The following is a 12,080-nucleotide window of genomic DNA, read 5'->3' as shown; positions in this document are numbered from 1 at the left end:
GGAGAGGTCGGCGCGTAGCGCCGGGTGAGGGCTCTTTCCACTCGGGGAGTCCCAATGCGGAGATACCCTCACCCCGGCCCTCTCCCGCAAGCGGGAGAGGGAGTCTCACGGTGCCTCTTTCTCACAACGTCAGCTTGACGTCGCAGAGACCGTGTTCGACGGGATCGGCCTTCACTTCGAAGCCGAGCTTCCGGCACATATCCAGCATCACGATGTTCTCGGTCAGCACCTGGCCCGAAATCGCCTTCAACCCTTCCGATCTCGCATATTCGATCAGGAGCTGCATCAGCGCCCAGCCGAGGCCCTTGCCCTTCAGATCGGTGCGCAGCAGGATCGCATATTCGCCGCTCTCGTAGATCGAGTCGGAATGAATCCGCACCACGCCGATGATCTCCTGGGTGCCTTCGTCGACTGCCACGAAGGCCATCGCGCGTGCATAGTCGAGCTGGGTCAGCCGGGCGATGAACTCGTGGGAGAATTCCTTGATCGGCGCGAAGAACCGCAGCCGCAGATCCTCGGCCGTGACATGCCGCAGCAATTCGTGGATCCGCGGCTCGTCCTCGGGGCGGATCGGCCGCGCGAAGATGCGTCGCCCGTCGATCGGCTGTCCGTCCCGGTCCGCAAGCAGCCGCTGCCATTGTGACGGATAGGGCCTGACCGCGAAATTGCTGAGCCCGGGCCCTGCGAACTTGCGCGGCACGATGCCAACCGCGACGCGCGCGTCGACCACGAGCACACCGGCCTCGTCCGCGAGGAGCGGATTGATGTCGAGCTCCCTGATCTCCGGCAGATCCGCCGCCATCTGCGCGAGCTTGACCAGCACGGTCGCCACCGCGTCGGGCTTGACAGCCGGTACGTCGCGATAGGCGCGCAGCAGCCGCGACACCCGCGTGCGCTCGATCAATTCGCGCGCCAGCCGCATATCGAGCGGCGGCAGCGCTAAGGCCTTGTCGTTGATGATCTCGACCGCGACGCCGCCGCGGCCGAACACGACCACGGTGCCGAAGGTCGGATCGTCGGCGAGGCCGAGAATGAGCTCGCGCACCTTCGGCCGCACGATCATCGCCTGCACGATGACGCCGGAAATCCGCGCGTCCGGCCGCAGCGTCTTGGCGCGGCCCAGGATCTCGGCGGTCGCCGCGCGCACGGCATCTGGCGTGGTCAAATTGAGGATGACGCCCCCGATGTCGGACTTGTGCACGATGTCGCGCGACATGATCTTCAGCGCGACCGTCATGCCCTGGGCGAACAGGGTGTTGGCATACTTGACCGCCTCTTCCGCATCGGCGGCGAGATAGGTCTCGACCATCGGGATCTCGTAGGCCTCGAACAGCGCCTTGATCTCGATCGGGTTGAGCCAGTGACGTTGGTCGGAGATCGCGGCGGTGACGATTTTCCGCGCCGCCGCGGTATCCGGCGTAAAACTCTCCGGCATCGCCGGCGGCACCTGCGTCAGTTCCTCCACGACCTCGCGATGCCGGACCAGATGCATGAAGCCGCGCACCGCGTCGTCCTCGGTGATGTAGTTCGGAATCCTGTTGCTGCTGAAGAGGTCGCTGATCGCGGCGCTGGCGCCGACCCACACCGCAAGCACCGGCTTGGCCACCCTGCCCCGCTTCTTGCGGTGATCCGTGACGACCTTGGTGACGGTCGCCGCGATCTCGTCCGGTGCGGCGATCGCCGTCTGCACATTCATGACCAGGACCGCGTCGTTGCCGGGATCGGCGAGCAGCGCTTCGAGCGCAACGGCGTAACGCGACGCCCCGGCATCGCCGACGATGTCGACAGGGTTCGTGCCGGACCAGGTCGGCGGCAAGGCCGCATCGAGCTGCGCGTGAATGTTTGGCGTGATCGTCGCCGGAATTCCGCCGAGCTCGACCAGGCGGTCGATCGCGAGCACACCAAGGCCGCCGCCATTGGTCAATAGCGCGAGCCGCTTGCCGGGCGGCGAAGCCACGCGCGCCAGCGTCTCGGCGCAATCGAACAATTCGCGCAGGTCGGAGACGCGGAGCATGCCGGCGCGGCGAAAGGCAGCATCATAGACCGCATCCGAGCCGGCGAGCGCGCCGGTATGCGTCGCCGCGGCTTTCGCGCCTTGCGCCATGCGGCCGGACTTGACCACGACGACCGGCTTGATCCTCGCCGCGGCGCGCGCTGCGGACATGAACTTGCGCGCGTCCTTGATCGACTCGACATAGAGCAGGATGGCGTGCGTTGCACCGTCGAGTGCGAAATAGTCCAGAAGATCGGCGATGTCGACGTCGAGCTGGTCGCCGATCGAGACGATGCCGGAAAATCCGACCACGCGCTGCGCGGCCCAGTCCACCATGCCGGCCGCGATCGCGCCCGATTGCGAGATCAGCGCGAGGTTGCCCGCCGCGGGCAGATGCGTCGAGAAGCTGGCATTGAGGCCGACGCTAGGCGCCATGATGCCGATGCAATTGGGCCCGATCAGCCGCATCCGATGTTTTCGCGCCGCCTGTTCTGTCGCCTCCGCCAGCGAGCCGAGGCCGTGGCCTAATCCAGCGGTGATGATGATGGCGCCGATCGCGCCGCGCTTCCCGGCATCGTCAACGATCCCGGGCACGGCTGCAGCCGGCGCCGTGATCACGACGAGCTCCGGCACGAACGGCAATTCGCCGATGCTGCGGACCGTGGCGACGCCCGCAATCTCGCGATGGCGCGGATTGACCACACCGAACTGGCCCTTGAATTTGCCGCCGGAAATGTTGCGGACGATGGCGCGGCCGACCGAGCCCTCGCGCGGACTACCTCCGACGAGCGCCACCGAGCGCGGCGACAGCAGGTGATTCAACCTGTAAGTGGACATTGCTTTGCTTCCGCACTGACGGCTGGCACTGGCCGTATCAAGATTACGACGCGATGGCGCTCAGATGCGACACCGTAACCGGCCATGGTGGCCGGCCCATGACGAATAGTTCCCCTTCCGGAGCCGGCCTTGCGCTTGCTCAATTCGACCGGCGTCGAACCCATTGACCTAGCTCAAACACCGCACCTGCGGTGCAACTAGGCTGCGACCATCAATCGCATCAAACTGGAACAAACCCATGCGCGCCCATCAGATCATGACCCGCCCGGTCATCTCAGTCACGCCGGAAACAACCATCGTCGATGCAGCCAACCTGATGCTGCAGCGGCACATCAGCGGATTGCCCGTCGTCGCCGCCGGCAAGCTGGTCGGCGTCATCTCCGAAGGCGACTTCCTGCGCCGCGGCGAAATCGGAACCCAGCGCAAATACGGCCGGTTCCTGAAATTCCTGCTCGGCCCCGGCCCGGCTGCGACCGAGTTCGTTCGCGAGCAGGGCCGCAAGGTCGCGGAGATCATGACCTCGAACCCGATCACGGTCACCGAGGAAACGACGCTCGAGAACATCGTCGCGCTGATGGAGAAGCATCACATCAAGCGCCTGCCGGTCGTTCGCGGTGAAGAGCTCGTCGGCATCGTGTCGCGGTCCAACCTGCTGCAGGCGGTGGCAAGCCTTGCCCGTGATGTCCCCGATCCGACTGCCGACGACGACCACATCCGTGACCGCGTCATCAATGTGCTGGAGAAAGCGGACTGGTGCCCGTTTGGTCTCAGTGTCGTCGTCCGCGACGGCATCGTGCACTTGAGCGGCGTCATCACCGACGAGCGCAGCCGCCAGGCCGCCGTCGTCGCCACCGAGAACGTCGCCGGCGTGAAGAAGGTTCACGACCATCTCTGCTGGGTCGAGCCGATGTCCGGCTTCTATCTGGCTTCGCCCGACGACAGGGAGTGGGCGAAGACGGGCTAAGGCCCACCGCCCCGTTGCAGCGTGATGACTAACGGTCGTCACGCTGCATTTCTCTTATCAAGACGGAGATTCAGAATCAGCCAGCGCAGTCGCGCAGCGCGCGCATCACGTCTTCGCGGGAAATGATGCCGGCGAGCCGTTCGCCCTGAAGCACCGGAATGCTCCGCAGCCGGTGATTGACCATCAGTTCGAGCACGCGCGTCAACCGCGTCTCCGGCACGACATAGATGAAGTCCGACGTCATCACATCGGCGGTCGTCTTCTGCATCAGATCCTCATAGCGCGGAAGGATGCGCGCCGGCGTGAACACGAAGCAGGACAGCAAATCGAATTTGGAGACCATCCCGACCACCTCCGTCCCGTCGACGACGGGATAGGTGTTGAAGTCCTCCTTCTCGAACCGTTCACACAGTTTTGCCATCGTCATGTCGCGCGAGACCGTCTTCGGCTCGTGCGTCATGTAATCGGCAGCGGTCTGCTCGAGAAATTTGTACAAGGCGAATCCTCTGTCAGCTTCTTCATTTAAGCCTGTCGCCCGGCTGACATATTGACCGAAGTCAATCACCGGGGCCCGTTGCCGCCATGGCGAATGCGGGATGAAGTCCGCGCCTCCCCTTGAGCAGGACTGGCCAATCGGACCATAATCTGCCAGACCACTGTCCGAATCCGCCCCGAGGGCGGCCAAGAACCGGAAAAGCGTTTGACAGGCCCCGACCCATCCCCCTCCGACGACCGCGCCGATGATCGGCGCTTTCGGCTCGGTGCCGAGGGAGCCGGTGTCGGCGGCTGGGATCTCGATCTTTCGACAATGGAGCTCACCTGGTCGAACACCGCGCGAAGGCTGTTCGGTGTTTCCGACGATGCGCCGGTCAGCTACGAGCTCTTCCTTTCGCTGCTCGAGCCCGCCGATCGCGAACGCACGGAAAGGGCGATTTCGCACGCGAACGAAACTGGCGAGTCCTTGGACCTCGCCTGCCGGCTGAGCCGAAACGACGGGGCCAACCACTGGGTGCGGCTCCGCGGCAGTCCGACGCGGGACAAGACGTCCGCGCACCTTTCCGGCATCGTGCTCGACATCGACGAGGAGAAACAGCTCGAGCAGACGCTGCGCACGCGCGAAGGGCACCTGCAGTCGATCCTGGAGACGATTCCCGACGCGATGATCGTCATCGACGGCCGCGGCATCATGCAGTTCTTCTCGAGCGCCGCGGAACGGCAGTTCGGATATGCCGAGCGAGAGGCGATCGGGCAGAATGTCAGTCTGCTGATGCCGGAGCCCGACCGTTCGCGCCATGACAGCTACATGGCGCGCTACGCCGCTACCGGCGAGCGCCACATCATCGGCATCGGCCGCATCGTGACCGGCCAGCGCAAGGACGGCACCACCTTCCCGATGCATCTGTCGATCGGCGAGATGAAGTCCGGCGGCGTGCCCTATTTCACCGGCTTTGTCCGCGACCTCACCGAGCATCAGCAGACCCAGGCGCGGCTGCAGGAATTGCAGTCGGAACTGGTCCACGTCTCGCGCCTGAGCGCGATGGGCGAAATGGCGTCCGCACTCGCCCATGAGCTCAACCAGCCGCTCGCCGCCATCAGCAACTACATGAAGGGCTCGCGCCGCCTGCTCGCCGCGAGCGATGACCCGAACCGCGCCAAGATCGAGAACGCGATGGATCGCGCCGCCGAACAGGCGATCCGCGCCGGGCAGATCATCCGCCGGCTGCGCGATTTCGTCGCCCGCGGCGAATCGGAAAAGCGCGTCGAGCGGCTCTCGAAGATGATCGAGGAAGCCGGCGCGCTGGGGCTCGCCGGCGCGCGCGAGCAGGACGTGCGGATCCGCTTCAACCTCGATCCGCGATACGACCTGGTGCTGGTCGACCGCGTCCAGGTCCAGCAGGTTCTGGTCAATCTGTTCCGCAATGCGCTGGAGGCGATGGCGCAGTCCGAGCGGCGCGAGCTGATCGCCTCGAACCGGCCGGTCGATGAGGACATGATCGAAGTATCGGTGTTCGACACCGGCCATGGATTTCCTGACGACGTGGAGAAGAACCTGTTCCAGACCTTCTTCACCACCAAGGAAACCGGCATGGGCGTCGGGCTGTCGATCAGCCGCTCGATCATCGAGGCCCATGGCGGGCGGATGTGGGCCGAGTCCAACCACGCAGGCGGCGCGACCTTCCGTTTCACGCTGCCGGCGGTACCGAACGAGAGTTTGACAGATGGCACGTAGGGGAAATGTCTACGTCATCGACGATGACGACGCGATGCGGGATTCGCTGCAATTCCTGCTCGATTCGGCCGACTTCGACGTCCGCTTGTTCGAATCGGCGCAGGCCTTCCTGGACACGCTTCCGACCGTCGAGTTCGGCTGCGTGGTATCGGACATCCGCATGCCCGGCATCGACGGCATCGAGCTATTGAAGCGCGTCAAGGAGAGCCGCGGGAGCTTTCCGGTCATCATCATGACCGGCCATGGCGATGTCCCTCTCGCCGTCGAAGCGATGAAACTCGGCGCGGTCGATTTCATGGAAAAGCCGTTCGAGGACGACCGGCTGATCGCCATGATCGACGTCGCGCTCAAGCAGGCCGAGGCCGGCGCCCGCGACATGGCCGCGACCCAGGACGTCGCCGCCCGCATCGCCTCACTGTCTCCGCGCGAGCGGCAGGTCATGGACGGCCTGGTGGCCGGACTTTCCAACAAGATGATCGCCCGCGACTACAATATCAGCCCCCGCACGATTGAGGTTTACCGGGCCAATGTGATGACCAAGATGCAGGCGAGCAGCCTTTCGGAATTGGTCCGTCTGGCCATGCGGGCCGGGGTGCTCAAGGATTGAGCTGAATCAAGCCGGTCGGCATCGACAGGTTTATAAATATAGGTTGATGGACCGGATGACCGGCCCGGAAGCCGGATGACAGTGCCGATGCCCGCACCCACCAGAACGCCCCTAGTCTACGTCGTGGACGACGATTCCGACGTGCTCGGCTCGCTGCGCTTCCTTCTGGAAACCGACGGCTTCTACGTCCGCACCTTCCGCAGCGCAGAGGCATTGCTGAACGCCATGACCATGGGCGGCGCCGATTGCTTCGTGATCGACTACAAGATGCCGAACATGAGCGGCATCGACCTCGCCGGGATTCTGCGCCAGCGCGACATCGACACGCCGATCATCCTGATCACCCGGCTACCCCGACGCGACCATTCCGGCCAAGGCCGCGGCGGCCGGCATCCGCCATGTGCTGCACAAGCCGCATGTCGAGGACAGCCTATCCTCCCGCATCTGGGACGTGATCAAGACCGCCCCGCCACCGGCGGCCTGACCTCCGTAATTCTACTTAAGGGTCCGCCCTTAAGGCATGGAGCGAAATTTTCCGGCCCGCTTGTTCCGCGTACCAAGAGCCATCCGCTGCATAGGAGATGGCTCAATGCTCACCCAGTCGCCCGCCGCCGCTTCCCTCAACATCAACAGGGCTGTTCCGGCCGCAGTTGCGCCGTCCGAGCCATTCTGCGGCCTCGCCGGACATGCCGGCCTGATCGCGACCGAATTCACCTACCGGAAAGACGAAGAGATCTACGGCGAGGACGAGCCGGCCGAATATGTCTACCAGGTGATCCGCGGCGCGGTCCGCACCTACAAGCTGCTCTCCGACGGCCGGCGCCAGATCGGCGCGTTCCACCTGCCCGGCGATGTCTTCGGGCTCGAGTCGGGCAAGAACCACCGGCTGGCGGCGGAAGCCATCATCGACACCACCGTGCGCCTGGTGAAGCGCCGCAGCCTCGACCACGCCGCCGGCACCGACGTCCAGGTCGCGCATAAGCTCTGGACCATGACCGCTGGTGATCTCAAGCACGCCGAAGAGCACATGCTGCTGCTCGGGCGCAAGAGCGCGATGGAACGGGTTGCGAATTTCCTCCTTGAGATGGATCGCCGCCTTGCGGTCGCCGGCATGATGGCGCTGCCGATGTGCCGGCGCGACATCGGCGACTATCTCGGACTGACGCTCGAGACGGTTTCGCGCGCCCTGTCGCAACTGAACGACGAAGGCGTGCTCGGCTTCTCCGGCGCCCGCCAGATCGTGCTGCGCAACCGCCAACGCCTGCGCAACATGGATATTTGATCCGGCGCAACTCGCGCGGCCTCGATCTTCACCTCTCCCATAGGGAGAGGTCGGCGCGAAGCGCGCGGGTGAGGGGTTTCGGTCCCTCGATAGAGCGCATCCCCTCACCCGGATCGCTGGCGCGATCCGACCTCTCCCTATGGGAGAGGTAAGGCAGCCCAGCTCAGTCCGCCGCACCGAACAACAACGGCAGCGCGCGTGGGCCGCGGACGGTGCCTTCCGACCACGTCACCTTGCCGGCCGGATCGAGCCGGAAGTCCGGAATCCGCTTCAGCCATTCCTCGATCGCGACCGTCATCTCCATGCGTGCGAGGTTCGAGCCGACGCAGCGATGGATGCCGAGACCAAAAGCCGCGTGGCGGTTCTCCTTGCGGTCGATCACCACCTTGTCGGCATCGGGGAAGATCGCGGGATCGCGGTTGGCGGCGGGGAATGACAACAGCACCATGTTGCCGGTCTTGATCGGGCAGCCGCTGATCGTGGTTTCCTTCACCACCTCGCGCGCCATCGTCACAGGCGAAAAGGCGCGCAAAAATTCCTCGATCGCGGTCGGCAGCAGTTCCGGCTCGGCGACCAGCCGTTCGCGGTCCGCGGGCGTCTTCGCAAGATGCCAGAGCGAGGAGCCGATCGCGCTCCAGGTGGTATCGATCCCTGCGATCAGGAGCAGCCGCAGCGAGCCGAGCACATGTCCGTCCGACAACGGCTTGCCGTCCTTGTCGCGCGCATTCATCAGCGTCGTGATCAGGTCGTCGGTCGGCCTGGTCTTGCGCTCGTTGATATGGCCGGCGAAATAGCCGCTCATCTCCTCGACCGCACGCATCAGGGTGGCATGATCCTTGATGCCGAGTTCGAGGATCTCGTGGATCCACTTGATGAAGAGATCGCTGTCCTGCTCGGGGATCCCCAGCATGTGGGCGATGGCGCGCACCGGAATGTGCTTGGTGTAGCGCGCTGCGGCATCGCATTTTCCATCGGCGATGAATTCGTCGATCAGTTCGTTGCAGATCGCCCTCACCCGCGGCTCCAGCTTCTTCATCGCATCGGGCGTGAAGGGCGGCAGCAGCAACTGCTTGGCCGGCTTGTGCTCCGGCGGATCGGATGTGATCGGCGGCGAGGTCGCGGTGATCTCCGGCCGCACGTCGCGCACGATGATGCGACGGGACGAGAAATGTTCGGTGTCGTAGGCGACCTGCTTCACCGCCTCATAGGTGGTCGGCATGTAGCAGCCGAGGAAGCGCTCGGTGTGGACCACCGGCGATGCCGCGCGCAACTGCTCCCAGATCGGAAACGGATTCTCGGTCCAGGCCGGATCGGTATGGTCGAAATCGCGGATCCAGTCGGTCACCGGCGGGTGTTCGGGCATCATGCTGACGGAATCGGACATCGGCAATTTCCTTCCGCTATGTTCGTTCAGCTCAAGTGTGGATGAAGGCGAAAGTTCGATCGCGGGATTCACGACTGCGCGCGTCACTCCTCGGTGACTTCGATCGCGAATTCCGGGCAGTTGGTCTGGGCGAGATAGGCCTTGTCCTCAAGGCCATCAGGCACATGACCATCGCCGTGCTCATGCGCATTTCCGTATTCGTCGAGGTCGAACAGTTCGGGCGCGAGCGCCTTGCAGCGCGCGTGTCCCTGACACTTGTCCTGGTCGACGTGGATCTTCAGCTTTCCGGACATGCGGCGCTTCCTTGTGCCATGCGCAGATCGATGCGCGGGGCTCGATGCGCGAACCTGCGTTCCTCGGTGGACGCTGCTTGCTTCGGCCGCGTCTCGAATTTAGAGCCATTACATTCGCGGCACCGTTGTGCTGTCAAGTACAAAGTTATAGCCTATCACATTACAATGGTAACGCGCCTCGCCCGCAAGCCGCAAAATGCCTATCACCATGGCGATCTCCGCGACGCCCTGGTGCACGCCGCACTGCGGGAAGCGGAACTCGGCGGCCCCGAGGCCATCAACATCAGCGCACTCGCCAAGAAGCTCCGCGTCTCGCAGCCCGCACCCTACCGGCATTTCGCCGACCGCGAGGCGCTGCTATCGGCCGTCACGGCAGAAGCCTTTCGCCAATTCAACACAACGCTTCGCGAGGCGATCAACGAACCATCGAAGCGGACGAAAATCTCGCGCTTCGCGCAAGCCGCCCTCGCCTTCGGCCTGCGCCGCCACGGCATCTACCGCCTGATGTTCGCCTCACGCGTGATGGCCTGCTCGCCAAAGGACAGCGAGTTGCACAGCGCCGCGATGGAAACCTTCAGCCTGCTCCTGGAAGCGCTGGAGTCGCCGGCGGTTGGCCTCTTGCGCGAGCGCCACGCGCTGCAGATCTGGGCCGCGCTGCACGGCGTGGTGATGCTCGCCGGGCAGGGCCTGCTGACCGGCCAACTCGCCGAAACCACGCGCGAAGCACTGCTCGACGACATGGTCGCGCAGATCAAGCTAAGCCTGTCGCTTGCGATCAAGGCGGCGGCGCAAGGCCATTAGCAACACCGTCATTGCGAGCGCGATGGCGGAAGCAATCCATTCTTCCGCTCGCGGCGCTATGGATTGCTTCGCTCCGCTTGCAATGACGTCGAGAAAGCATGCCAAGTGTGCAACTGCCGTAGGGTGGGCAAAGCGACTTCATTCACTGCGGTTCAAACGCGCGCAGGCAGAAGCGTGCCCACCATCACGAGCGGAGTGCTGATGGTGGGCACGCTTCGCTTTGCCCACCCTACGGCACTTGCCTGTGGTTATGTGCCACCATTTTTGCCGGGACGACAGCGAGAGCGCCGCGCACTCGGACGTGTCCCCTCAGCCTGAGGAGGTCGCGAAGCGACCGTCTCGAAGGCCGAGGCCACCGGCGGGGCCTCATGGTTCTCCGAGCGATGCTCGGCATCGTCTCGAGACGCGCTACGCGCGCTCCTCACCATGAGGGGCAACGGCATCTCCCCTCACCGGGCCGCTTCAAACCCGGCGAGCACCGCGGTCAGATTGGCGCCGAGGATGTCGGAGAGATAGCCGCCTTCCTGTACGAACACGGTCGGCAGGCCGATCCGCGCGATCGCGGCGCCGATGCGGCGGAAGCCTTCCGTGGTGACGGCAAGGCCCGCCAGCGGATCGTGCTCGGAGGCATCGAGACCGAGGGCGACGACGAGTGCGCCGGGCGCGAAGGCTTCGATCGTCTTCCGCGCGGTCGCGAGCGCGGTGAGGTAGCCATCGTCGCCGGTGCCGATCGGCAGCGGGATGTTGAGATTGGTGCCGAGCCCAGGACCTGTGCCGCGCTCGTGCGCATAGCCCCAGACGAACGGATAGAAGGAGGCCGGATCCGCATGGATCGACACCGTCAGCACATCGTCCCGCTCGTAGAAGATGCCCTGCGTACCATTGCCGTGATGGACATCGACATCGAGGATCGCGACGCGCTCATGCTTCAGCCGCAGATGCGCCGCGGCAACCGCGCTGTTGTTGAGGAAGCAGAAACCGCCGGCGATATCGCGGTAGGCGTGATGACCGGGCGGACGGCACAGCGCGTACACCGCGTCCTCGCCGTCCACCACCATCTGCGCTGCGGTCGCCGCGACATCGGTCGCAGCACAGGCGGCGGCCCAGGTGCCCGGCCCGATCGGCGCGGCGGTGTCGGCCGTGTGCCAGCCGAGCCGGCCGATGATATGGGTCGGATAGGTTGCGGCATTTCGTACCGGGTGGATATTGCCGATCATCTCGGGTCCCGCATCGCCAAGCGCCGACCAGGCGTCCCAGGCTTCGGCGAGGAAGCTCAGATATTCGGCGCTATGCACCCGCGCCCGCGGCCCCTGCCCGAACACGGTCGGCTCGACCAGTTGATGCCTGCCCGCCTTCAGCCCCGCCAGCAGGCGGTCGGCGCGCTCGGGCTGCTCGGTCGTGCGCTTGACGACGCCGCGGACCAGGAAGAATTGCGGATCATGGCTGCGATGCAGTTCGGTATAGACGGCCTTCACAAGGAGGCTCCCATCATTGGAGATCGGAACATCCCTTGCATAGAACGACCGGAATCGCAAAGCGGCGCGGCTGCGAAAAGCATCCACCCGCTCCTGTTCATTCCTTAAGCGCCGACTGCCGAGAGTTTAACCTTGCCCCTCCAGGTCAGACCCGTTGAATCGACAGCGATGACCGCCGCCTTGGCCCGCGGCTGTGTCGTCTCCCGAAAGAGCT

Annotated in this window: 10 protein-coding genes and 1 pseudogene; 6 read left to right on the top strand and 5 right to left on the bottom strand. The window is 64.5% G+C overall.

The annotated features are described in order from the left end of the window. Nucleotides 1–121: 121 nt before the first annotated feature. Nucleotides 122–2,830: a bifunctional acetate--CoA ligase family protein/GNAT family N-acetyltransferase gene (locus ACVJGD_RS02675; RefSeq protein ID WP_456632904.1), complete on the bottom strand. Its 2,709-nt coding sequence runs from the start codon at nucleotides 2,828–2,830 to the stop codon at nucleotides 122–124. A 238-nt stretch (nucleotides 2,831–3,068) separates the two neighbouring features. Here ACVJGD_RS02675 and ACVJGD_RS02670 point away from each other — a divergent pair, with 238 nt between their 5' ends. Further along, nucleotides 3,069–3,794 (top strand): CBS domain-containing protein, encoded by a 726-nt coding sequence (locus ACVJGD_RS02670; RefSeq protein WP_456632903.1) that lies wholly within the window; start codon nucleotides 3,069–3,071, stop codon nucleotides 3,792–3,794. 76 nt (nucleotides 3,795–3,870) lie between these two features. On the opposite strand, the gene ACVJGD_RS02665 is transcribed toward ACVJGD_RS02670, so the two are convergent. Beyond that, the gene (locus tag ACVJGD_RS02665) at nucleotides 3,871–4,290 is read right to left on the bottom strand and encodes a CBS domain-containing protein (RefSeq protein ID WP_456632902.1); all 420 of its coding nucleotides are present in this window, start codon (nucleotides 4,288–4,290) and stop codon (nucleotides 3,871–3,873) included. Nucleotides 4,291–4,494: 204 nt separating this feature from the next. Between ACVJGD_RS02665 and fixL the strand changes: the two genes are divergently transcribed. The 4 genes and pseudogenes from fixL to ACVJGD_RS02645 all read left to right on the top strand — a co-directional run bounded on the left by fixL (nucleotide 4,495) and on the right by ACVJGD_RS02645 (nucleotide 7,913). Further along, nucleotides 4,495–6,024 (top strand): sensor protein FixL, encoded by a 1,530-nt coding sequence (gene fixL / locus ACVJGD_RS02660; protein ID WP_456632901.1) that lies wholly within the window; start codon nucleotides 4,495–4,497, stop codon nucleotides 6,022–6,024. Beyond that, nucleotides 6,014–6,631: a response regulator FixJ gene (gene fixJ, locus ACVJGD_RS02655; protein ID WP_456632900.1), complete on the top strand. Its 618-nt coding sequence runs from the start codon at nucleotides 6,014–6,016 to the stop codon at nucleotides 6,629–6,631. The genes fixL and fixJ overlap by 11 nt, the downstream gene beginning before the upstream one ends. An 87-nt stretch (nucleotides 6,632–6,718) precedes the next feature. Further along, a pseudogene (locus tag ACVJGD_RS02650) lies at nucleotides 6,719–7,115 on the top strand (response regulator). A gap of 105 nt (nucleotides 7,116–7,220) precedes the next feature. Continuing rightward, entirely contained in the window at nucleotides 7,221–7,913 is a 693-nt protein-coding gene (locus tag ACVJGD_RS02645; protein WP_456632899.1) for a helix-turn-helix domain-containing protein, read from the top strand. 163 nt (nucleotides 7,914–8,076) lie between these two features. Here the strand turns inward: ACVJGD_RS02645 and ACVJGD_RS02640 are convergent, their stop codons facing one another. Next, complete coding sequence (locus ACVJGD_RS02640; protein ID WP_456632898.1) at nucleotides 8,077–9,297, bottom strand: cytochrome P450; 1,221 nt, start codon at nucleotides 9,295–9,297, stop codon at nucleotides 8,077–8,079. Between the two features lie 83 nt (nucleotides 9,298–9,380). Further along, nucleotides 9,381–9,590 carry a ferredoxin gene (locus tag ACVJGD_RS02635; RefSeq protein WP_456632897.1) on the bottom strand — a complete coding sequence of 70 codons (210 nt, stop codon included), beginning with the start codon at nucleotides 9,588–9,590 and terminating at the stop codon, nucleotides 9,381–9,383. Nucleotides 9,591–9,755: 165 nt separating this feature from the next. Between ACVJGD_RS02635 and ACVJGD_RS02630 the strand changes: the two genes are divergently transcribed. Next, nucleotides 9,756–10,391, top strand: a complete 636-nt coding sequence (locus ACVJGD_RS02630; RefSeq protein ID WP_456632896.1) for a TetR/AcrR family transcriptional regulator — start codon at nucleotides 9,756–9,758, stop codon at nucleotides 10,389–10,391. 449 nt (nucleotides 10,392–10,840) lie between these two features. Here ACVJGD_RS02630 and ACVJGD_RS02625 read toward each other — a convergent pair whose 3' ends face one another. Further along, on the bottom strand, nucleotides 10,841–11,866 hold the full coding sequence (locus ACVJGD_RS02625; RefSeq protein ID WP_456632895.1) for a histone deacetylase family protein: 1,026 nt from the start codon (nucleotides 11,864–11,866) through the stop codon (nucleotides 10,841–10,843). Nucleotides 11,867–12,080: the final 214 nt, after the last annotated feature.

The organism is Bradyrhizobium sp. USDA 10063 (assembly GCF_054063735.1).
This window is presented reverse-complemented; position numbering and strand designations above follow the sequence as displayed.

What these genes read in the sequence shown, in the direction of transcription:
- ACVJGD_RS02675 (WP_456632904.1), bottom strand. Translation starts at nt 2,830, where the DNA reads ATGTCCACTTACAGGTTGAATCACCTGCTGTCGCCGCGCTCGGTGGCG.
- ACVJGD_RS02670 (WP_456632903.1), top strand. Translation starts at nt 3,069, where the DNA reads ATGCGCGCCCATCAGATCATGACCCGCCCGGTCATCTCAGTCACGCCG.
- fixJ (WP_456632900.1), top strand. Translation starts at nt 6,014, where the DNA reads ATGGCACGTAGGGGAAATGTCTACGTCATCGACGATGACGACGCGATG.
- ACVJGD_RS02645 (WP_456632899.1), top strand. Translation starts at nt 7,221, where the DNA reads ATGCTCACCCAGTCGCCCGCCGCCGCTTCCCTCAACATCAACAGGGCT.
- ACVJGD_RS02640 (WP_456632898.1), bottom strand. Translation starts at nt 9,297, where the DNA reads ATGTCCGATTCCGTCAGCATGATGCCCGAACACCCGCCGGTGACCGAC.
- ACVJGD_RS02635 (WP_456632897.1), bottom strand. Translation starts at nt 9,590, where the DNA reads ATGTCCGGAAAGCTGAAGATCCACGTCGACCAGGACAAGTGTCAGGGA.
- ACVJGD_RS02630 (WP_456632896.1), top strand. Translation starts at nt 9,756, where the DNA reads ATGGTAACGCGCCTCGCCCGCAAGCCGCAAAATGCCTATCACCATGGC.